Below are 19,889 nucleotides of genomic sequence, written 5' to 3'. Positions count from 1 at the left end.
AGGCGCCCGTGACCCCCCTGTCCGTCCTCGACCTCGCGCCGATCCCCGCCGGCGGCACCGCGCGCGACGCCCTGCGCAACACGCTCGACCTCGCGCGGCGCGCCGAGGCCGCCGGCTACCACCGGTACTGGCTCGCCGAGCACCATCTCGCGCCCGGGGTGGCGAGTTCGGCGCCGCAGGTCCTCATCCAGGCGGTCGCCGCGGCCACGTCCCGGATCCGCGTCGGCTCGGGCGCCGTGCAGACCGGCCACTGGACGCCGCTGGCCATCGTGGAGCAGTTCGGCACCATCGACGCGCTGCACCCCGGCCGTGTCGACCTCGGGCTCGGCCGCTCCGGGCAGCGCCGCGCCGAGACCGCCCGCCGCGCCGCCGCCCCGCCGCCGCCCGCCCGGGAGGCCGAGGTGGTGGACGGGCTGCTCATCCCCGCGCCTTTCGACTTCACGCGGCTCGCGGCGTCCCCGGCGTTCGGCCTGCACGGCGCGCTGCTCCAGCAGCCCGGCGCCGAGTCGCCCGACTTCGCCGACGTGGTGGACGACATCGCCGCGCTCCTCGCCGGCACCTACACCAGGGAGGGGCACGAGGCGCACGCGAATCCCGGCGAGGGCGCCGCCCTCGAACTGTGGATCCTCGGCAGCAGCGGCGGCCAGAGCGCCCGCGTCGCGGCTGAACGCGGGCTGCCGTTCGCGGCGAACTATCACGTCAGCCCGTCCAGCGTGCTGGAGGCCGTGGACGCCTACCGGCAGGCGTTCAAGCCGTCGGACGTGCTGGACGAGCCGTACGTCGTCGTGTCGGCGGACGTCGTCGTCGCGCCCACCGACGAGGAGGCCCGGGAGCTCGCGTCGCCGTACGCGCTCTGGGTGCACAGCATCCGCACCACGCTGTCCGCCGTCCCCTTCCCGGCTCCCGCGCAGGCCGCCGCCCACCGATGGAGCCCGGAGGATCTCGACCTGGTCGCCGACCGCCTCGACACCCAGTTCGCCGGGGCGCCCGAGACGGTCGTGGAACGCCTGGACACCCTCCGGCGCGTCACCGGCGCCGACGAGCTGCTCGTCACGACGATCACGCACGACCACGCCGACCGCGTCCGCTCCTACGAGCTGCTGGCCGCCGCCTGGAGCCGCGCGGAGGCGGCCGCCGCCCAGCCACCTCCCCGGTAACTGGATTTGACGTCGATGTCGAGTTAGGATCTCGGTGTGCGCGGGGAGGATCGCCCGTGCGCGGCGCGAGTCCGACGGACGCGCATCCCGAATCCCCGAGGAGGTCACGCGTGGACGGTTCACGCATCGCCGACATCATCGAGATCGAGCAGCTGCTCGCACGCTACGCGGCCGGCATGACGATGGACGACGTGGAGGCGGTGCTGGCCGTCTTCGCGCCGGACGGCACCTACAGCGCCTTCGGCGAGCGGTACGGGGTCGGCGACTTCCCGGAGCTCATGGCCGCCGCGCCCAAGGGCGTCTTCTCCGTGAGCACCCCGGCGATCGAGTTCGACGGGCAGGACGCGGCCACGGGCGTCCAGCCCCTGTGCTTCGTCGCCCAGACCGACCACTCGATGCGGATCGGCTACTACACCGACAGCTACCGGCGGACGGCGGACGGGTGGCGGTTGCAGACCAGGGCGATGACGTTCCTGCGCCGCAACGGCTCCCGGGACTCCGGCCGTCCGCACGACCCGCGACGCCCGGTGCCGGGCGGGAAGTCCGCGGGCTGAACCATGGATCTGCGGGAGTTTCGCGCCGGCCTGGACGCCTGGCTCGACGAGCACCGGCCGGAGCTCGAACCCCGGCACGGCCCCGACGTCTCGCTCGACGAGGAGATGGCGCACCTCGCCAAGGTCAAGCGCCTGACCTACGACGCGGGCTGGATGCGGTGGGGCTGGCCCGAGCGGGTGGGCGGGCTCGGCGGGTCCACGCTGATGCGCGCCTACCTCGGGGAGGCGCTCGCGTTCCGGGACCTGATCGAGCCGGGCGTCTACTCCATGACCGAGGTGCTGGCGCCGACGATGATCGAGTTCGCGCGTCCGGAGCTGGCGGCGGAGATGGTGCCCCGGCTGCTGCGCGGGGACGAGACGTGGTGCCAGGGGTTCTCCGAGCCGAGCACCGGCAGCAACCTCGGGTCGCTGGCGTGCCGCGCCCGCCGCGACGGGGAGGAGTGGCGGGTCAGCGGCCAGAAGGTGTGGACGAGCCTGGCGCAGTTCGCCGACCGCTGCGTCCTGCTCACCCGGACCGGCACCCCCGAGTCGGGCAGCAGGGGCATCACCGCGCTGTTCGTCGACATGGACTCGCCGGGGATCACGGTGCGCCCGATCCGGGCGATGCACGGGCGGGACGAGTTCTGCGAGGTGTTCTTCGACGACGTGGGGGTTCCGCTCGACCGCACGCTCGGTGAGGTGGACGGCGGCTGGGCCGTCGCGATGGACCTGCTGCCCTACGAGCGGAGCACGTCGCTGTGGCACCGCGGCGCCTACCTGCGGCAGCGGCTGGCGTCCCTGCTCGGCTCCGCGCCGGAGGGCGCGCTCGACCCCGCCGAGCTGGGCGAGGTCGTCCAGCTGGTGTTCGCCTTCCAGGCGCGTTCCCGGTCGACGCAGCACCGGATGGCGCGCGGCGAGCGGCTCGGCCCGGAGACGTCGATCGACAAGGTGATGGTCGCGGCGACCGAGCAGGCCGTGTACGACCTCGCCGCCGGCGCGGTGGCGGCGGACGTCGCCCTCGGCGACGACGCGGACGGCGAGCGGTGGCGCACCGAGTTCCTGTACTCGCGGGCGGCGACGATCTACGGCGGGAGCGCGGAGGTGCAGCGCAACATCATCGCGCGCCGCCTGCTGGACCTGGGAGCGGAGCGATGACGAAACCCGGGAGCGGAGCGATGACGAAACCGGGAGCGGAGCGATGATGGACCCGGGAGCGGAGCGATGATGGACCCGGGAGCGGTGATGGACGCGGAGATCGCCGGCCTGCTGGCGCAGAGTTTCGAGCGGGCCTTCGAGAAGGAGGGCGCCGAGGCGGTCGAGGCCTCGCTGGACGAGGTGGGCTGGCGGGAGGCGCTGGAGGCCGAGGGCGCCGCCGTCCTGCCGCTGCTGTTCACCCGGCAGGGCGCCGCGAACGCGGCCTCCGGAGCGCTCGACGACGTGCTCGCCGCGGCGCTCGGCGTGCCGCCCGCGCCCGGGACCGCGGTCGTCCTGCCGGAGTTCGGGAGGCACGCGGCGCCCGGCTCCGTCCGGAACGGCGTGCTGGCGGTGCGCGGCCTCGGCACCGTGCGGTCGGCGACGGCCGACGCCGCCGTCGTGGTCGCCGAGGAGGACGGCGTTCTCCGGGCGATGACCGTCGAGACGGGAAGGCTCAGGATCCGGCCGGTCAGGGGCGTCGACCCGTGGCTCGGGCTGGTCACCGTGGAGGCCGAGGGCCTGCCCGCGCAGGGCGGCTCCGAGGTGGACTGGGACGACGCGCTGGCGGCCGGCCGCTGCGCGCTGGCGCATGAGCTGATCGGCGCGAGCCGGACGATGCTCCGGCTCGCGCGCGAGCACGCCCTGACGCGGGTCCAGTTCGGCAAGCCGATCAGCTCGTTCCAGGCCGTCCGGCATCGCCTGGCCGAGTGCCTGTTCGCGATCGAGACCGCGGACGCCGCCGCCGCGGCCGCGGTCGAGGAGGCGGATCGGGCGCTGCTCGCCGGCATCGCCAAGTCGCTCGCCGGCCGCAACGCGCGCACGGTGGCGCGCCACTGCCAGCAGGTGCTCGCCGGGGTCGGGTTCACCGAGGAGCACGAGTTCCACCGCCACTTCCGGCGCGTCCTCGCCCTCGACGGCCTCCTCGGCGACGCCCGGACGCTGACCCGCGAACTCGGGGAGGAGCTGCTGCGCACCCGGCGCGTCCCGGCGGTGCCGCCGCTCTGACGGGCGAACGCTCTGACGGGCGAACGCTCTGACAGGCGAAGACGACCGGCGAATGCGAAAGAGCCCCTCCCGATGCGGGAGGGGCTCTTTCGGGTCGTCGCCGTCAGCCGGCGTCGTCGCGCTTGGACAACTGCCTGTCCAGGGTCGCCCGCAGCTCGGGTGAGAGGAAGGAGCGGTCCTCCGCGGCGATCGCGAAGTCGAGCGTGGCGAGGACGGCGCGCTCCAGGTGCAGGTTGAGGATGCGCTTGGTGTCCTCCAGGGCCCGGCGCGGCAGCGCGGCGAGCCTCCGCGCGCACGCCATGGCGGCGGTCATCACCTCGTCGTCGGCGCAGACGTGGTTCGCCAGACCGATCTCCGCCGCGCGGCGGGCGGGGATCCGCTCGCCGGTCAGCGCGTACTCCTTGGCGAGCTGCAGGCTCGTCAGCAGCGGCCAGGTCACCGGGCCGCCGTCGGCGGCCACGAGCCCGACCATCACGTGCGGGTCGGCGAGGTGGGCGCTCTCGGCCATGTACACGATGTCGGAGAGCGCCACCAGGCTGCAGCCCAGCCCGACGGCGGGCCCGTTGACCGCCGCGACGATCGGCAGCCGGCACTGCACCATGCCGGTGACGATGCGCCGGGCGTCGGCGAGGGTCTGCCGCCGGAGCTCGTCGTCCTTGGTGAGCATGTCGAGGTAGGAGAAGTCGCCGCCGGCGGAGAACGCCCGGCCCGCGCCCGTGATGACCACCGCGCGGGCGTCGTCGTCCGCGTCGAGCAGCGGGAACAGTGCGCCGAGCCCCTCGTGGAGGGCGTGGTTGGTCGCGTTCAGCCGGTCCGGCCGGTTGAGCGTCACGATCCGGACGGGCCCGTCGGCGGTGACCTCGATCTCCGGGGGCAGGTCGCCGCTCATGACGCCGGCAGCCCGAGGATCCGGGTCGCCACCAGGTTGCGCTGGATCTGCGACGTCCCGCCCATGACGCTCTGCGCCCGGCTGTAGAGGTACATTCTCAGCCACGTGTCCTCCTCCGCGCCGCCGGTCACGCCGCTCACGCCGAGCGCGGCATGCCCGACCGCCTGTTCGACCCATGTCATCAGGAGCTTGTCCACCGAGCCCTCGGGCCCGTGCGAGATGCCGTCGAGCCGGTCGGAGAGCCGCCGGCAGACGTGCAGCCGCAGCATCTCGGCCTCGACGATCGCCCACGCGACGTCGCGGACGTTCTCGCCGGTGAACCGCTCCGGTTCCGCGCGCAGGCGGGCGACGAGCTCGTTGACCGCCTTGCCGTACCGCGCGACGTAGCCGAGCTCTCCCGGCTCCCGCTCGTGGCTGACCACGGTCATGGCGAGCCTCCAGCCCTCGCCCGGCGCGCCGATCATGTCGGACGCCCGGGCGATCGCGCCGTCGAAGACGACCTCGCCGAACTCCCGGGTCACCCCGTTGATCATCTTGAGCGGGCGCTGCTCGATGCCCGGCTGGTCCATCCGGACGGCGAACGCCGACAGCCCGCGGTGCTTGGCCACGTCGGGGTCGGTCCGGGCGAGGACGAGGCACCAGTCGGCGGCGTCGGAGTAGCTCGTCCAGACCTTGTGGCCGGTGATCACGTACTCGTCGCCGCGGCGCTCGGCGCGGGTGCGCAGGGACGCCAGGTCGGACCCGGCGTCGGGCTCGCTGAACCCCTGGCACCAGCGCTGCCGGCCGTTGACGATGCCGGGCAGGAAGCGCTGCTTGACGTCGTCGTTCCCGTGCCGCAGCACGCCCTGGACGAGGTAGCCGAGGCTCGGCCGGGGCGGGGCGCCGGCCGTCGCGAGCTCCTCGTCGACGATCGCCTCGTACACGCTCGGCAGGCCGTGGCCGCCGATCTCCTCCGGCCAGGACAGCGCGAAGAAGCCGGCGTCGTAGAGGGCCTGGTGCCAGGGCGCCTGCCCGTCCCAGTACTCGTCGGACGTCGAGGACGCCGGGAGCCCCGGGTTGTTCTCGGCGAGCCACGCGCGCAGCCGCCGGCGGAAGGCGGCCTCTTCGGCGGAGTCAGCGAAGTCCATCGTGCACGCCTCCAAGCCCACGGTGAGCGACAACTCGCTCCAGGTTCGTCCCCACGTCGCCGAGTACCTGTGTCGACAGGAAGGCCCGGCGCAGGTGGACGTGGGCGAAGCATTCCCAGGTGTTGCCGATGCCGCCGTGCACCTGGACGGCGGTCTCGCACACCGCGCGCGCGGCGCGGGCGCAGTAGGCCTTGGCGAGGGCGGCGGCGTCGAGGGCCTCGCCGGCAGGCAGGGTGTCGGCCGCCCAGGCCGCGTGCAGCGCGATGCTCTTGGCCCCCTCCGCCGCGACGAAGGCGTCCGCGAGCATGTGCTGGACGCTCTGGAAGGACCCGATCGCCACGCCGTACTGCTCCCGCAGGGTCGCGTACGAGCAGGCGAGCTCCACCGCGCCGCGCATCGTCCCGACGAGGTCGGCGCAGGTCAGGGAGAGCGCGAGGGCCGACCAGGCGGCGATGTCCTGCGCGCCGAGGCGGCGGGTCGCGCCGGGCAGTGGTTCGAACGGCACCCCGTCGAGCGCGGCGATCGGGCGGGTGAGGTCGCGCCCCGGCGCACCGCCGGCGACCGGCGCCACGACCAGGTCGTAGCCGTCGCCGTTCCGGGCCAGGGCGAGAGCGGACGCGGCTCCCCGGGTGTCGACGGCGACGCCCGAGCAGCGCGTGTCCCCGGCCTCCACGACGGCGAGGCCGGACAGGTCGGGGAGGAGCAGCACGGTCTCGGGCGCGGAGCCGGGAGCGGCGTCGGGCGCGGCGGCGCGGCGCCGCAGCTCCGCGGCGAGGGTCGGCCCGAGGAACGGGGTGTCGGCCGCTCCGCGGCCGAGCTCCTCCGCCACGATCGCGGTCTCGACGGCCGACGCCAGCGGCCGGTTCCCGTCGGCGGGGGTGCGCAGCTCGCGCCACCCGGAGCCGGTCAGCGCCGTGTCCAGCTTGGCGGCGCGGGCCGCGTCGTCGAGCTCGGCGACGGACTTCGGGGCGAGGTCGTCGACGAGCCGGGCCGCGGCCTCGCGCAGCGCCTTCTGCTCCGGGGAAGGGCGGACGTCCATCAGCGCTCACTCCGCATGCTGTCTCGCGGGCCGGGCGTGCGCCCGGGGCCGGGGGAGGAAGGGGGGAACGCGCCCCGGGTGAGGAGGCGGCGTCGCCGCGGCGGCTCCGCCGCGGCGGGGTCGGGCTTCGTGATCATGTACCGGCGACCTCGGAGGAAGACGCGCCGGGGCCCTGCGGTCGGGCCGCCGGCGCGGACGTTGCGAGCGATTTACAGTTCTAGATAAAAGTCTATACTGACGTCGATGTCAATCCTTGGCCGGAGGCCGAGGGTGGCCGATCCGGAGCGTGCGGCGATACGTTCGGCACGGGAGAGAGCGGGAGTTGCGCCATGAACGAAAGCTTTGAGCCGGCATGGCCGAACATCGCGGTCATGACGGCGTCCGCGGCGGAGCGATTCGCCGACCGCACCGCGATCGTGGACGGCGCCGAGCGCACCTCCTACGCGGAGCTGTACGCCGAGGCGCGCCGGTTCGGGGCGGCGCTGGTGGCCGCGGGCGTCGAGCCGCGCGACCGCGTCGGCATCTGGGCGCCGAACGGCCGTGATTGGATCGTCGCGCTGCTCGGGCTGTACCAGGCCGGCGCGACGCTCGTTCCGGTCAACACCCGGTTCAAGGGCCAGGAGGCCGCCGACATCCTCCGGCGCGCGAAGGTGAAGGTCCTCGTGACGGTGACCGAGTTCCTCGGCAACGACTACGTCGCGATGCTCACCGGCTCGGGCGCGTCCCTGCCCGATCTGCGGACCATCGTCATCGCCCGCGGCGAGCAGTCCGACCCGGGCGAGACGTGGGCCGGCTTCATGGCGCGCGGCACCGACGACGGTCTCGCCGAGGTCGATCGCCGGCGTGCCGCCCTCGGCCCGGACGATCCGTCCGACGTGCTGTTCACCTCCGGCACCACCGGCACGCCCAAGGGCGTGCTGATGACCCACCGGCGGGCGATGGGCGTCGGGGCCGACTGGGTCGCCATGGCCGGGCTCACGGCCGACGACCGCTACGTGCTCGTCAACCCCTTCTTCCACATGTTCGGCTTCAAGGGCGGCATCCTCGCCTGCGTCGCCGCCGGCGCCGCCATGCTCCCGCAGCCCGTCCTTGACGTGGACCGGGTGCTCGGCCAGGTCGCCGAGGAGGGGGTCACCGTGCTTCCCGGGCCGCCGGCCCTCTACCACTCGATCCTGGAGCACGCCGACCGCGACCGGTACGACCTGACGAGCCTGCGCGTCGCCGTCACGGGCGCGGCCGACATCCCGGTCGAACTCATCCGGCGCGTGCGCGAGGAACTGCCGTTCTCGATGATCGTCGCGGGCTACGGCCTCACCGAGGCGGGGACGGCCACCTCCACCTCGCCCGACGACGACCCGGAGACCATCGCGACGACCGTCGGGCGCCCCCGTCCCGGCTTCGAGATCCGGATCGCCGACGCCGCCGGGGCTGACGTCGCGCCGGGCGAGGTCGGCGAGATCGTCCTGCGCGGCCCGACCACGATGGTCGGCTATCTCGACGATCCCGCCGCGACGGAGGCGGTGCTGTCCGCGGACGGCTGGCTGCGCACCGGCGACCTCGGACGCCTCGACGAGAGCGGGTGCCTGCGCATCGCCGGACGCTCCAAGGACATGTTCATCGTCGGCGGCTTCAACGCCTACCCCGCCGAGATCGAGGCCATGCTCCTGGAGCACCCGGGAGTGCGGCAGGTCGCGGTCATCGGCGTCCCCGACGAGCGCCTCGGCCAGGTGGGCATGGCGTTCGTCGTGCCGCGCTCGCCCGCGCTGGACGGCGCCGGCGTGATCGCCTGGTGCCGGGAGCGGATGGCCAACTACAAGGTCCCGCGTTTCGTCGAGCTGATCGACGAGCTGCCGCTCACCGAGAGCGGGAAGGTGCGCAAGAACGCGCTGGAGGCGCGGGCCGCCGGCCGTCCCGGCTGATCCCGGGAGCCCCTGACCGCTCCGCCCCATTGATTGACATCGACGTCGGTATTGAAAGATGTGCCGCACGCGATGGCCCGGAACCGATACGGAAGGTGGCGCCATGCCAGACCACGACCTCGACCCCATGCTCGACGCGGTGCGGGACTTCATCCGCAAGGAGGTCATCCCGCGCGAGGCGGAGATCGACGAGAAGGACGAGGTGCCCGCCGTCCTGCGCGAGGCCGCCAAGCGGATGGGCCTGTTCGGCTTCACCATCCCGGAGGAGTACGGCGGGCTCGGCCTCGGCATCGTCGACCAGTGCCGGCTGCTGATCGAGGTGGGGTACACCACCCCGGCGCTGCGCTCGATGTTCAGCACCAACGTGGGCATCGCCGGACAGGTGATCATGGACGGCGGGACCGAGGAGCAGAAGGCCGGGTGGCTCCCCAGGCTCGCCTCGGGCGAGGCCGTCGCGTCGTTCGCGCTCACCGAGCCGGACGCCGGGTCCGACCCGTCCGACCTCCGCACGAGCGCCGTCCGCGACGGGGACGAATGGATCCTCAACGGCGCGAAGCGGTACATCACCAACGCGCCGATCGCCGACGTGTTCATGGTGTTCGCCCGCACCGACCCGGACGCGAAGTCGTCCCGCGGCATCTCGACGTTCATCGTCCCGGCCGGCACCCCGGGCCTCACGGTGGGCCCCCGCGACCACAAGATGGGGCAGTTCGGCGCCTGGACGGCCGACGTCTACCTGGACGACGTGCGGGTGCCGGCCGACGCGGTCGTCGGCGGGGAGGCGGGCGTCGACACCGGCTTCCTGACCGCGATGCGCTGCCTGTCCAACGGCCGCCTGCTGCTCGCCGCCGCCTGCGTGGGGATGTCCGAGCGGCTCATCGACGAATCGGTGAGGTTCGCGTCCGAGCGCAAGCAGGGCGGGCGCGCCATCGCCTCCCACCAGCTGGTGCAGGCGATGATCGCCGACTCGGTGACCGAGACGATGGCCGCCCGCAGCCTCGTCCTGGAGTCGGCCCGCGCCTACGCCGACGGCTCGGACCGCCGGACCGGCCCGGCCGCCGCCAAGTACTTCTGCAGCGAGGTCGTCGGGCGGGTCGCCGACCGCGCCGTCCAGGTGCACGGCGGCGCCGGGTACATGCGCTCGGTGGCGGTCGAGCGGTTCTACCGCGACGCGCGGCTGTTCCGCATCTACGAGGGCACCAGCCAGATCCAGCAGCTGATCATCGCCCGGCAGACGATCGGGGCGGCCGCGGGCTGAGCGCCCGGGACCGCCCCGGTCGGGGTCGTCGCCGTCTCCGTCAGGTGGACAGGATGGAGACCGCGGCGACCCCGGGCGCGCCGTACAGCTGGGCGAGCCCGACGCGCGGCTCGTTCGCGACCTGGCGCTCGCCCGCCTGCCCGCGCATCTGCAGCACCAGCTCGCGGACCTGCCGCAGACCCGAGGCGCCGACCGGCTCGCCGTTGGCGATGAGGCCGCCGTCGGTGTTGACCGGCAGGCTGCCGCCGAGGCCGGTGGCCCCGGAGGCGATCAGCTCGTTCTGCGCGCCGTCCTCGCAGAGCCCGCACTCGGCCAGGTGGATGACCTCGGCGCCGGCGTCGGTGTCCTGGAGCTGGGCGATGCCGACGTCCTGCGGGGCGACGCCCGCCGCCTCGAACGCGGCGCGCGCGGCGTCCACGGTCGGCGCGGGGACGTGGTCGGCCGCGAGGGACGCGGACGGCGTGTGCACCTCGAAGGCCCCGTAGCGCCGGGTCCGGGTGACGACGCTGCGCAGGTAGACCGGCTTGTCGGTGTAGCGGCGCGCCACGTCCGCGCTGCACACGACCAGCGCCGCCGCGCCCTCGTTGGGGCTGCAGAACATGTACTGCGTCAGCGGGTGGTTGACCATCCGCGACCCGAGGATCTGCTCGCTCGTCAGCGGGGTGCGCCGGTGGGCGTTGGGGTTGAGGCCGCCGTTGCGGTAGTTCTTCTCGGCGACCGCCGCGAGCGTCTCGGGGGTGATCCCGTGGTCGTGCATGTAGCGGTTGATCTTCATGCCGAAGAACTTCGTGGTCAGGAACAGCCCCATCTCGCCGTACCACGGAGGGCAGCCGTACTCCTGCGGCTCCGCGGTGAAGGCGCCCGGCTCGTGCTTGTCCATGCCGAGGACGAGCCCGATCTCGTGCCGCCCCAGCTCGATCGTCTGGCTGGCGAGGGCCAGCGCGCTGCCGGCCGTCGCGCAGCCGTTGTAGACGTTGGTGAACTGGACGCCGGTGAGCCCGAGCTCGGCGACGACCGCGTCCGGCTGGTCGACCTCGTAGCTGCCGCCCACCGCGAACTGCATGTCGGCCCATGTCAGCCCGGCGTCGGCCAGCGCGTCCCGGGCGGCCTCGGCGCCCATGGCGAGGGCGGGCTTGCCGGGGAACCGGCCGAACCGGTGGATGCCGACTCCGATGATCGCGACGTCAGGCATGGCCGGCCTCGGCGGGGTTGCTCGGGGACACAGGCAGGGCTCCTTCTTCGGGGCTGAAGGCGAATGTGATGATCTCGCGGCCGTCCTCGTCCGTGCGGAACGGCATGGTGACGACCCGCATCGGCATGCCGATGGCCAGATCGTCCTGGGCGCAGCCGACGATGAGCCCCTCGACGCGCAGCTGACCGGTGAGTTCGATCACGCCGACGAGCCACGGCTCGAACGGGCCCGTTCCGGCGAACTCGCCGCGGAACGGCGCCTTCGGCGGGAAACCCTGGGTCGTCCACGTCCAGAGGGTTCCGGAGCGGTTCAGCGGCGTGCGCTCCACCGCGGTCGCGCCGCACCGCGGGCAGCCCGCCCGCAGCGGGAAGGTGTACGCGCCGCATTCCGCGCACCTGCCGCCGATCAGGCTGGGTTCGCCGTCGGGCCAGGTGAACAGATCGTCGGCGATGGGGACCGGTGCCATCTCTTCTCCTTGCTTCCCCCGCCTCGCCGGGACCGGCGGGACGGGGGTTCACGGGTGTCGAGGGCGGGCGGGACGCCGTCCTGCCCGCCGTCCGCGGGGCCCGCCGAGCGCTGCCTGGATAGCGACCGGGGCCGCGCGCGGCGAGCCTTATCTTATACTGACGTCGACATCAAAGAGAAGGCGCAGGAACCCCGCAACGTCTGCTTTCTCCCCCGACGACGCTCATCGTCGTATAGATATCGACGTCAAAATCGTAAGATGGAGGACGGCCCGGAGCGGGCCGCCCGAGGACGAGGTGGGACATGCTGGACGATGACGCTGAGGCCGGCCGGCGGCTGGCCGCGGTGACCCGGTTGCAGGCGGACTACTCCCGGTTCGTCGACGACCGGGACGGGGAGGCGCTCGCCGGCCTCTACGCCGCCGGCGGGGCGCTGGTCCTCGGGGACCGCGAGATCGGCGGCGAGCGGGAGCTGGCCGCCTTCGCGGCCGGAGGGCCGCGCGCGGTCCACTCGCAGGGCGTGCCGAGCATCCGGCTCCGGCCGGACGGCGACATCGACGCCGTGTCGTCCTTCACTGTCGTCGTCGCGGACACCGGCGCGATCCTCGCCGGACGCTACACCGACCGGATGACCTGGGAGGACGGGCGCCTCCTGTTCGCCCGGCGGCACGTCGACATCCGGATCGCCCGCCGAGACGCCGGGTGACCCTCGCGCGCCGGACCCGCGGCTCCGCAGAGCACCGGCCGGCGGCCGGCGCGCTCCGCGAACGTGATCCGGATCGCCGCACCCGACACCCGCGCATGATGTTGGACGCGGCTGAGTTGCGGCATTATGTTTCTGACGTCAAATTCAGCGTTTGGAGGACAGGATGGACACAGAGCCTCGCTCGGCGAAGGGCCGCCGGACGCGGGCGCGCCTCTTCGAGGCCGGCAAGGTCGTGTTCGAGCGCGACGGCTTCCTCCAGGCGCGGATCACCGACATCGCGGCCGAGGCGAACGTCTCGCACGGATCCTTCTACCACTATTTCGACTCGAAGGAGTCGCTCTTCCGCGAGATCGCCGAAGAGGTCGAGGTGCGCCTGGTCTCCATGGACGACATCGCGCAGGACCGGGGCGAGGACGGCGGGCCCATCCAGCGCATCCGCGCCGCCAACAAGGCCTACCTGACCGCGTACAAGAAGGAGGCCCGCATCATGCGGGTCATCGAGGAGGTCAGCCGCTACAACGACGACGTCCGCCAGGTGCGCTCCAAGCGCGACGACTACCTCGCGGCCCGGCTGGAGTCGGCGATCAAGCGGCTGCAGGCGGAGGGGGTCGCCGACAAGCGGATCGACGAGCGGTACGCGGCCACCGCGCTCGGCGGCATGGTCGCGAAGTTCGCCGAGATGATGTTCGTCGGCGGCGCGCGGTTCGACATGCAGGAGGCGGTGGAGCAGCTCACGCTGCTGTGGGCGAACGCCCTCGGCCTGGACCCGGCCGCCGCCGACCGCAAGGCCCCGGCCAAGACCGGCACCGCCTGAGCCTGCCGCCCGGGCAGCCGGGCGGCAGGCTCAGGGGTGAGACCCGGCGCCTCAGCAGGGGACGCCGGGCCGCCCGCCCGTCACGCCGGGACGCGCTCGAAGACCGCCGCGATGCCCTGCCCGCCTCCGATGCACAGCGTCTCCAGGCCGTAGCGGGCCTCCCGCCGCGCCATCTCGTGCAGCAGCGTGGCCACGATCCGCGCGCCGGTGGCCCCGACCGGGTGGCCGAGCGAGATCCCCGAGCCGTTGACGTTGAGCCGCTCGAAGTCGGCGGCGCCGAAGCCCCACTCCCGCGTGACCGCGAGCGCCTGGGCGGCGAACGCCTCGTTCAGCTCGATGAGGTCGATGTCGGACAGCTTCAGCCCGGCGGCGTCGAGCGCCCGCTGCGTCGCCGGCACGGGCCCGATGCCCATGACGTTCGGCGAGACGCCCGCGACCGCCGTGGACACCACGCGCGCGAAGGGCCGCAGCCCGTGCTCGGCGGCGAACTCGGGCGTCGTCACGAGGCACGCTGCCGCGCCGTCGTTCTGGCCGCTCGCGTTGCCCGCCGTCACCGTCGCCTCGGCGTCCTCCTTCCGCATCACCGCGCGGAGGGCGGCGAGCGCCTCGCGGGAGATGTCGCGGCGCGGGTGCTCGTCGGTGTCGACGACCACCTCGCCCTTCCGGGTGCTGACCCGCACGGGGACGATCTCCTCGGCGAACGCCCCGCGGTCCTGGGCGGCGAGGGCGCGCTGGTGCGACTGGTAAGCGAGGTCGTCCTGGTCCTCCCGGCTGATCGAGTACTCGCGCCGCAGGTTCTCGGCCGTCTCGAGCATGCCGCCCGGCACGGGGTAGGACCGGCCGCCGGCCGTCGTGCGTCCCCGCGTGAGCGTGTCGGTGAGAGTGATGTCACCGGCGCGCGAGCCCCAGCGCGCGGTCAGGGAGTAGTGCGGCGCCTGCGACATGTTCTCCGCGCCGCCGGCGATGATCGCCTGGGCCGCGCCCGAGCGCACCATCGCGGCGGCCTGCACCACGGCCTGGAGGCCCGAGCCGCAGCGCCGGTCCACCTGCATGCCGGGGACGGTCGTCGGCAGGCCGGCGTCGAGGGCGATGACCCGCCCGATCGCGGGGGCCTCGGCGGTTCCGTAGCAGTGGCCGAATATGACGTCGTCGACGAGCGAGCCGTCCAGGCCGCTGCGGGCCATCAGCGCCTCGACGACCGTCACGCCCAGCGTCTGGACGGGGACCGTCCGCAGGGCGCCGCCGAACCGTCCGATCGCGGTGCGCAGGGGCTGGCAGATCACGGCCTCGTTCATGTCTCTCCTTGAGGGATGTCGCCTGGGGCGAAGCCCAGTTCCGTGAGGATCGCCGCGGTGTGCTCGCCCAGGCCGGGGACGTCCTGCAACGGCGTGCTCCACGCGGGGGTGATGACGGGGGGAAGCAGCGAGGCGAGCGGCCCGACCGGCGAGCCGACCTGCTGCCAGCGGTCGCGGGCGGTCAGCTGCGGGTGGGCGACGACCTCGGTCACCCGGTGGAACTCGGCGTTGCCGATGCCGGCCGCGTCGGCGAGCGCGCACACCTCGGTGAGGTCGAGCTTCGAGGTCCACGCGGCGACGGCCTCGTCCAGCCTGTCGCGCTGCTCGCAGCGCTGCGGCGTGGTGGCGAGGGTCTCGTCGTCCGCGAGATCCGGGCGCCCGATCAGGTCGCGGGCGAGGCGCTGCCATTCGGCGTCGTTGGTCGTGCCGAGGACGACGGTGCGCCCGTCCCTGGTCGGGTAGGCGTTGTACGGCGCCACGATCGGCGACGACATCCCGATGGGGGCCCGCTCCTCGCCGGTGTAGCGGGCGTAGAGGAGGGCGAAGCCCAGCAGGTCGGCGGCCGTGTCGAACATGCTGACCCGCAGCGCGGCGCCGGCGCCGGTGCGGGCCCGCCCGAGCAGCGCGGCCATGATGCCCGCCGCCGCCTGCATCGCGGTGCCGATGTCGGCGATGGGGATGCCCGGCTTGGCCGGGGCGTCCGCCTGCCCGGTGGCCGCGCAGGACCCGCTCTCCGCCTGGACGAGCAGGTCGTAGGCGCGCCGGTGGTCGAGCGGCCCACCGGTGCCGTAGCCGGAGATGTCCACCGCGACGAGGGACGGGTGGCGCTCGACCAGCGTCTCGGCGTCCAGCCCGAGGCGGCGGGCGGACCCGGGGGCGAGGTTCTGCACGACGACGTCGGCGCGCTCGATCAGCCGGTCGAGGACGGGACGGGCCTCCGGCCGCTTGCAGTCGAGGGCGAGGGACTCCTTGTTCCGGTTCAGCCAGGCGAAGTAGGTGGACATGCCCTCGGCGGCGTCGTCGAACCACCGGGTGAGGTCGCCGGCCCGCGGATGCTCCACCTTGATGACCCGGGCGCCGAGGTCGGCCAGCATCCGCGTGCAGTAGGGCGCCGAGACCGCCTGCTCGAAGCTCAGCACGACGGTGCCCGCCAGCGGCGGTCCGGGGCGGGCGGGGCGGTCCTGGCGTCCGGGGTCTGGCCGATCGTGCATGTGCTCCTCCGTGTGCGCGGTCGCGGGCGCGGCCCCGACGGCTCGATCCTATGCACAAGTTTGACGTCGATGTCGAGTCATGACGTGGTCCCGCGCGCGATCAGCCTTCTGGGATTGACCGGATGTCCGTCTCATTATAATTTCGACGTCTATGTCAAATAACTTGGAGGCGGGCCCGCCCGGTGCGCGGCCGGCCGGGGCCGTCGAGACGGGCACCGGGCACCTTCTCGCGTCCCTGGACTCGGGGGTGCTGACGCTGACGCTCAACCGCCCGGACGTCCGCAACGCCCTCTCGCGGGAGATGCTCGAATCCCTGGCCGCGATGCTCGACCTCGCCGACCGGTCGGCGGACGTCCGCGTCGTGGTCCTGCGGGGCGCCGGAGGCGTCTTCTGCGCCGGCGGCGACCTCGGCAGGCTCGCCGCCGGGGAGAGCGTCTTCGGCCCGGCCGGCGAGCCGGCCGTGCGCCTGGCGACCCAGAAGGCGCTCCAGCGCGCGACGGTCGCCCGCCTGCACGAGATGGGCACGCCGAGCATCGCGCTGATCGACGGCCCGGCCGTCGGCGCCGGTCTCGGCCTCGCCCTCGCCTGCGACCTGCGCTACGCGAGCGACGAGGCGACGCTGCACACCGGGTTCGGCCGGCTCGGCCTGGCCGGCGACTTCGGCTGCACCTGGCTCCTGCGCAGGCTGGCCGGGCACTCGCGGGCGCTGGAACTGCTGTACTTCTCGCCGCCCCTGCCGGCGGCCCGCGCGCGGGACCTCGGCCTGGTGACGGACGTGCTGCCCGGCGAGCTCCTCGGCGACCATGTCGCGAAGCTCGCCGGACGCCTGGCGGCCGCCTCCCCGGACGCCCTGCGCGTCATGAAGGCGCACGTGTCCCGCGCCCACGACGCCGACCTCGCGACCTGCGCCGACGCGGAAGCCGATTGGCACGTCCGGCTCCTGGAGTCGGACGCGCATCGCGACGCCGTCCGCGCGCTCACCCGGGGGCGGACGGCGCGCCCGGAATCCACTGCACAGAACTCAGGAGCTGACCGATCATGACGAACCTCGACGGCCGCGTCGCACTGGTGACGGGCGCGGCCCGCGGCATCGGCGCGGAGATCGCCCGCCTGTACGCCCGCGCCGGAGCCAGGGTCGGCGTCCTCGACCTCAAGGATGACATGACGGCCGGCACCGTGGCCGCCATCACGCAGGCCGGCGGGCAGGCCATCGGCCTCGGCGCGGACGTCTGCGACGCCGCCCAGGTGGACGCCGCGCTGGAGCGGATCGTCCAGGAGTTCGGCGGCCTCGACATAGTCGTCAACAACGCCGGCGTGACCCGCGACAACCTGCTGTTCAAGATGACCGAGGACGACTGGGACACCGTGATGAGCGTCCACCTGCGCGGCACGTTCCTCGTCACCCGCGCGGCCCAGCGGATCATGGTCGAGAAGCGGTACGGGCGGGTGATCAACGTGTCCTCGACCTCGGCGCTCGGCAACCGCGGCCAGGCGAACTACTCCGCCGCGAAGGCGGGGGTCCAGGGCTTCACCCGGACGACCGCGATCGAGCTCGGGCCGTTCGGCATCACCGTCAACTCGATCGGGCCCGGCTACGTCGACACGGAGATGACCCGCGCGACGGCCGAGCGCCTCGGCGTCCCCGTGGAGCAGCGCCTGGCGGAGATCGCGGCCGGGCTCCCGGTGCGGCGCGTCGGGCGGCCCGCGGACATCGCGAACGCCGCGCTGTTCCTCGCGGCCGACGAGTCCGGGTTCGTCACCGGCCAGGTCCTCTACGTCGACGGCGGGCGCTCGGTGCGCTGACCCGTCCGTGCCCCATCACGAACTGCATTGACAACGGAGGAGGAGACCCGCACATGACCGAGAAGACCGCACCCGTCCCGCCGGACGACACCGCCGCCGGCGAGCCGCTGACCGACGAGCCGCTGACCGACGAGCCGCTCACAGACGAGCCGCTCACAGACGAGCCGCTCACAGACGAGCCGCTCACAGACGAGGAGCTGCGCACCGCGGTCCGGGAGGTGGCCGGCCGGTTCGACGACGCCTACTGGGCGGAGGTGGACCAGGAGGTGCGGTTCCCCTGGGAGTTCTACGAGGCGTTCGCGTCGGCCGGCTGGCTCGGCATCGCGATCCCGGCGGAGTACGGCGGCGCCGGGCTCGGCATCTCGGCGGCGTCGTCGATGGTCTACGAGATCGCCGCGTCGGGGGCCGGCATGAACGGCTGCAGCCCGTTCCACCTCACGATCTTCGGCCTCAACCTGGTGGCCAAGCACGGCGGCGAGCGGCTGTGCCGCGAGCTGCTCCCGGCCGCCGCCACCGGAGACCTGCACGTCTGCTTCGCCATCACCGAACCCGACGCGGGCTCGGACACGAGCCGCATCCGCACGTTCGCCCGGCGGGACGGAGCGGACTACGTGATCAACGGCCGGAAGGTCTGGATCACCAAGGCCGCGCAGTCCCAGAAGGCGGTGCTGCTGGCGCGCACGAGCGAGCCGCGGGAGGGCAGGCGGCCGACCGACGGGCTGTCGATGTTCGTCGTCGACCTCGCCGGGCCCGGCATCGAGATGCGGGCGATCCCGAAGATGGGCCGCAACGCGGTGTCCTCCTACGAGGTGTTCCTGGACGACTTCCGCGTCCCCGGGTCCGCCTTGGTGGGGGAGGAGGGGCGCGGGTTCACCTACCTGCTGGACGGCATCAACCCGGAGCGGATCCTGCTGGCGCACGAGGCGCTCGGCATCGGCCGGGCGGCGCTGCGCCGGGCGGTGCGGTACGCCGGGGAGCGGGTGGTGTTCAACCGCCCGATCGGCCAGAACCAGGGGATCGCCTTCCCGCTCGCCGAGGCGTCGATGCGGCTGGACGCCGCGGAACTGGCGGCCCGGCACGCCGCCGCCCGCTACGACGGCGGGCAGCCGTGCGGGAAGGAGGCGAACACGGCGAAATGGCTGTGCGCCGACGCCGGTTTCGCGGCGGCCGACGCGGCGGTGCAGACGCACGGCGGATACGGATACGCGCGGGAATACCACGTCGAGCGCTATTTCCGGGAGTCCCGCCTCATGCGCATCGCCCCGGTGAGCCAGGAAATGGTGCTGAACTACATCAGCGAGCACGTCCTCGGCCTGCCCAAGTCCTACTGAGACCGCGACGGGACGCACGTGACGGAGGAACGCATGCGCATCGCCATTCATTCGGGACTCACCATGCGCGGAAAGGTCGACGGCGTCGTCGAGCAGGTGCGCAGGGTCGCCGAGTTCGGACTCGCCGGTTACTGGGCGCCGATGCTCACCGGGCATGACACGCTCACCGCCTTCGCCGTCGCCGGGCGCGAGGTGCCGGGCGTGGAACTCGGCACGGCCGTCGTGCCGATTCCGCTGCGTCCGCCGTTCGCGCTCGCGCAGCAGGTGGCGACGGTCCAGGAGGCGATCGGGGGACGGCTGGCGCTCGGCATCGGCCCGTCCCACGAGGCACTGGTCCGGGACGCGTTCGGGCTGGAGTGGACGCCGCCGATCGCGGCCACGCGCCGCTACGTGGCGGAGCTCGAGTCCGTCATGGCGGGCGGGGACGGCCGGCGGGTCGTCGTCGGGGGCGATCCGACGCCGATCCTGCTGGGCGCGGTCAACCCGGCGATGGCCGCGCTCGCCGCGGAGGCGGCGTCCGGCGTCGTCACCTGGGCCGCGGGACCGCGGACGATCACCGAGGTGATCCGCCCGGCGCTGCGCGACCGGCCGGCCGGCAAGCCGTTCCGGATCGTGGCCGCCCTGCCGATCTGCGTGACCGACGACGTGGCGGGCACGCGCGAGCACGTCCACGCCATGCTCGGCGCCAACGACCGCTTCCCGTCCTACCGGAAGGTGCTGAGCCGGGAGGGGGTGGACGGTGTGGCCGGGCTCGCGATCGTCGGCTCGCCGGACGAGGCGGCCCGCCGCCTGGACGCGTTCGCGGCGAGCGGGGTCACCGACTTCGCCGCGCACGTCCTTGCCACAACCGACGTCGATGCCGAACGTACATGGGAGTTTCTGGCCGACCGAGCAGCGGGGCACAGATGCGCAGGTCGGAGATGATTCCGATCGTTGACGCGGCTCTTCGGGT

19 protein-coding genes are annotated in these 19,889 nt (G+C 73.4%); 12 read left to right on the top strand and 7 right to left on the bottom strand.

The window, feature by feature from the left end:
- Positions 1–8 precede the first annotated feature (8 nt).
- From SM418_RS06720 to SM418_RS06705, 4 genes are all read left to right on the top strand, one after another.
- Positions 9–1,157 (top strand): MsnO8 family LLM class oxidoreductase, encoded by a 1,149-nt coding sequence (locus tag SM418_RS06720; RefSeq protein ID WP_371939775.1) that lies wholly within the window; start codon positions 9–11, stop codon positions 1,155–1,157.
- A 110-nt stretch (positions 1,158–1,267) separates the two neighbouring features.
- Positions 1,268–1,711 (top strand): nuclear transport factor 2 family protein, encoded by a 444-nt coding sequence (locus SM418_RS06715; protein WP_371939774.1) that lies wholly within the window; start codon positions 1,268–1,270, stop codon positions 1,709–1,711.
- A gap of 3 nt (positions 1,712–1,714) precedes the next feature.
- On the top strand, positions 1,715–2,845 hold the full coding sequence (locus tag SM418_RS06710) for an acyl-CoA dehydrogenase family protein (RefSeq protein ID WP_371939773.1): 1,131 nt from the start codon (positions 1,715–1,717) through the stop codon (positions 2,843–2,845).
- 66 nt (positions 2,846–2,911) lie between these two features.
- Positions 2,912–3,889 (top strand): acyl-CoA dehydrogenase family protein, encoded by a 978-nt coding sequence (locus SM418_RS06705; protein WP_371939772.1) that lies wholly within the window; start codon positions 2,912–2,914, stop codon positions 3,887–3,889.
- Positions 3,890–3,992: 103 nt separating this feature from the next.
- On the opposite strand, the gene SM418_RS06700 is transcribed toward SM418_RS06705, so the two are convergent.
- Genes SM418_RS06700 through SM418_RS06690 form a run of 3 tightly spaced genes read right to left on the bottom strand, consistent with a single transcriptional unit; the run spans position 3,993 to position 6,944 of the window.
- Positions 3,993–4,778 (bottom strand): enoyl-CoA hydratase/isomerase family protein, encoded by a 786-nt coding sequence (locus SM418_RS06700; protein ID WP_371939771.1) that lies wholly within the window; start codon positions 4,776–4,778, stop codon positions 3,993–3,995.
- Complete coding sequence (locus tag SM418_RS06695; protein ID WP_371939770.1) at positions 4,775–5,905, bottom strand: acyl-CoA dehydrogenase family protein; 1,131 nt, start codon at positions 5,903–5,905, stop codon at positions 4,775–4,777. Before SM418_RS06695 ends, SM418_RS06700 begins: the two co-directional genes overlap by 4 nt.
- A complete protein-coding gene (locus tag SM418_RS06690) occupies positions 5,892–6,944 on the bottom strand; it encodes an acyl-CoA dehydrogenase family protein (protein ID WP_371939769.1) in 1,053 nt (350 codons plus the stop codon). The genes SM418_RS06695 and SM418_RS06690 overlap by 14 nt, the downstream gene beginning before the upstream one ends.
- A 329-nt stretch (positions 6,945–7,273) precedes the next feature.
- Here SM418_RS06690 and SM418_RS06685 point away from each other — a divergent pair, with 329 nt between their 5' ends.
- Positions 7,274–8,863, top strand: a complete 1,590-nt coding sequence (locus SM418_RS06685; protein WP_371939768.1) for a FadD3 family acyl-CoA ligase — start codon at positions 7,274–7,276, stop codon at positions 8,861–8,863.
- Between the two features lie 103 nt (positions 8,864–8,966).
- Positions 8,967–10,121 carry an acyl-CoA dehydrogenase family protein gene (locus SM418_RS06680; protein ID WP_371939767.1) on the top strand — a complete coding sequence of 385 codons (1,155 nt, stop codon included), beginning with the start codon at positions 8,967–8,969 and terminating at the stop codon, positions 10,119–10,121.
- Positions 10,122–10,161: 40 nt separating this feature from the next.
- Here SM418_RS06680 and SM418_RS06675 read toward each other — a convergent pair whose 3' ends face one another.
- Both SM418_RS06675 and SM418_RS06670 read right to left on the bottom strand, forming a co-directional pair.
- Positions 10,162–11,313, bottom strand: a complete 1,152-nt coding sequence (locus tag SM418_RS06675; RefSeq protein ID WP_371939766.1) for a thiolase family protein — start codon at positions 11,311–11,313, stop codon at positions 10,162–10,164.
- Positions 11,306–11,779, bottom strand: a complete 474-nt coding sequence (locus SM418_RS06670; RefSeq protein WP_371939765.1) for a Zn-ribbon domain-containing OB-fold protein — start codon at positions 11,777–11,779, stop codon at positions 11,306–11,308. The genes SM418_RS06675 and SM418_RS06670 overlap by 8 nt, the downstream gene beginning before the upstream one ends.
- 302 nt (positions 11,780–12,081) lie before the next feature.
- Between SM418_RS06670 and SM418_RS06665 the strand changes: the two genes are divergently transcribed.
- Together SM418_RS06665 and SM418_RS06660 are read left to right on the top strand one after the other, a co-directional pair.
- Positions 12,082–12,483 (top strand): nuclear transport factor 2 family protein, encoded by a 402-nt coding sequence (locus SM418_RS06665; RefSeq protein ID WP_371939764.1) that lies wholly within the window; start codon positions 12,082–12,084, stop codon positions 12,481–12,483.
- A gap of 163 nt (positions 12,484–12,646) precedes the next feature.
- Complete coding sequence (locus SM418_RS06660; protein WP_371939763.1) at positions 12,647–13,297, top strand: TetR/AcrR family transcriptional regulator; 651 nt, start codon at positions 12,647–12,649, stop codon at positions 13,295–13,297.
- 80 nt (positions 13,298–13,377) lie between these two features.
- Here SM418_RS06660 and SM418_RS06655 read toward each other — a convergent pair whose 3' ends face one another.
- Together SM418_RS06655 and SM418_RS06650 are read right to left on the bottom strand one after the other, a co-directional pair.
- Positions 13,378–14,592 (bottom strand): acetyl-CoA C-acetyltransferase, encoded by a 1,215-nt coding sequence (locus tag SM418_RS06655; protein ID WP_371939762.1) that lies wholly within the window; start codon positions 14,590–14,592, stop codon positions 13,378–13,380.
- On the bottom strand, positions 14,589–15,803 hold the full coding sequence (locus tag SM418_RS06650) for a CaiB/BaiF CoA transferase family protein (RefSeq protein ID WP_371939761.1): 1,215 nt from the start codon (positions 15,801–15,803) through the stop codon (positions 14,589–14,591). Before SM418_RS06650 ends, SM418_RS06655 begins: the two co-directional genes overlap by 4 nt.
- Before the next feature lie 151 nt (positions 15,804–15,954).
- Here SM418_RS06650 and SM418_RS06645 point away from each other — a divergent pair, with 151 nt between their 5' ends.
- Genes SM418_RS06645 through SM418_RS06630 form a run of 4 tightly spaced genes read left to right on the top strand, consistent with a single transcriptional unit; the run spans position 15,955 to position 19,861 of the window.
- Positions 15,955–16,845: an enoyl-CoA hydratase-related protein gene (locus tag SM418_RS06645; protein ID WP_371939760.1), complete on the top strand. Its 891-nt coding sequence runs from the start codon at positions 15,955–15,957 to the stop codon at positions 16,843–16,845.
- Entirely contained in the window at positions 16,842–17,606 is a 765-nt protein-coding gene (locus SM418_RS06640) for an SDR family NAD(P)-dependent oxidoreductase (protein WP_371939759.1), read from the top strand. Before SM418_RS06645 ends, SM418_RS06640 begins: the two co-directional genes overlap by 4 nt.
- 53 nt (positions 17,607–17,659) lie before the next feature.
- Positions 17,660–18,937, top strand: a complete 1,278-nt coding sequence (locus SM418_RS06635) for an acyl-CoA dehydrogenase family protein (RefSeq protein ID WP_371939758.1) — start codon at positions 17,660–17,662, stop codon at positions 18,935–18,937.
- 33 nt (positions 18,938–18,970) lie between these two features.
- Positions 18,971–19,861: an LLM class flavin-dependent oxidoreductase gene (locus SM418_RS06630; protein ID WP_371939757.1), complete on the top strand. Its 891-nt coding sequence runs from the start codon at positions 18,971–18,973 to the stop codon at positions 19,859–19,861.
- Positions 19,862–19,889: the final 28 nt, after the last annotated feature.

Source organism: Actinomadura chokoriensis (assembly GCF_041463665.1).
Taxonomy (GTDB): Bacteria; Actinomycetota; Actinomycetes; order Streptosporangiales; family Streptosporangiaceae; genus Spirillospora; species Spirillospora chokoriensis_A.
Note: the sequence above shows the minus strand (reverse complement) of the source record. Positions and strands in the feature narration are given on the sequence as shown.

Coding starts and splice junctions, on each gene's coding strand:
- SM418_RS06710 (WP_371939773.1), top strand. CDS start 1,715: ATGGATCTGCGGGAGTTTCGCGCCGGCCTGGACGCCTGGCTCGACGAG.
- SM418_RS06705 (WP_371939772.1), top strand. CDS start 2,912: ATGATGGACCCGGGAGCGGTGATGGACGCGGAGATCGCCGGCCTGCTG.
- SM418_RS06700 (WP_371939771.1), bottom strand. CDS start 4,778: ATGAGCGGCGACCTGCCCCCGGAGATCGAGGTCACCGCCGACGGGCCC.
- SM418_RS06695 (WP_371939770.1), bottom strand. CDS start 5,905: ATGGACTTCGCTGACTCCGCCGAAGAGGCCGCCTTCCGCCGGCGGCTG.
- SM418_RS06690 (WP_371939769.1), bottom strand. CDS start 6,944: ATGGACGTCCGCCCTTCCCCGGAGCAGAAGGCGCTGCGCGAGGCCGCG.
- SM418_RS06685 (WP_371939768.1), top strand. CDS start 7,274: ATGAACGAAAGCTTTGAGCCGGCATGGCCGAACATCGCGGTCATGACG.
- SM418_RS06680 (WP_371939767.1), top strand. CDS start 8,967: ATGCCAGACCACGACCTCGACCCCATGCTCGACGCGGTGCGGGACTTC.
- SM418_RS06675 (WP_371939766.1), bottom strand. CDS start 11,313: ATGCCTGACGTCGCGATCATCGGAGTCGGCATCCACCGGTTCGGCCGG.
- SM418_RS06670 (WP_371939765.1), bottom strand. CDS start 11,779: ATGGCACCGGTCCCCATCGCCGACGATCTGTTCACCTGGCCCGACGGC.
- SM418_RS06665 (WP_371939764.1), top strand. CDS start 12,082: ATGCTGGACGATGACGCTGAGGCCGGCCGGCGGCTGGCCGCGGTGACC.
- SM418_RS06660 (WP_371939763.1), top strand. CDS start 12,647: ATGGACACAGAGCCTCGCTCGGCGAAGGGCCGCCGGACGCGGGCGCGC.
- SM418_RS06655 (WP_371939762.1), bottom strand. CDS start 14,592: ATGAACGAGGCCGTGATCTGCCAGCCCCTGCGCACCGCGATCGGACGG.
- SM418_RS06650 (WP_371939761.1), bottom strand. CDS start 15,803: ATGCACGATCGGCCAGACCCCGGACGCCAGGACCGCCCCGCCCGCCCC.
- SM418_RS06645 (WP_371939760.1), top strand. CDS start 15,955: ATGTCAAATAACTTGGAGGCGGGCCCGCCCGGTGCGCGGCCGGCCGGG.
- SM418_RS06640 (WP_371939759.1), top strand. CDS start 16,842: ATGACGAACCTCGACGGCCGCGTCGCACTGGTGACGGGCGCGGCCCGC.
- SM418_RS06635 (WP_371939758.1), top strand. CDS start 17,660: ATGACCGAGAAGACCGCACCCGTCCCGCCGGACGACACCGCCGCCGGC.
- SM418_RS06630 (WP_371939757.1), top strand. CDS start 18,971: ATGCGCATCGCCATTCATTCGGGACTCACCATGCGCGGAAAGGTCGAC.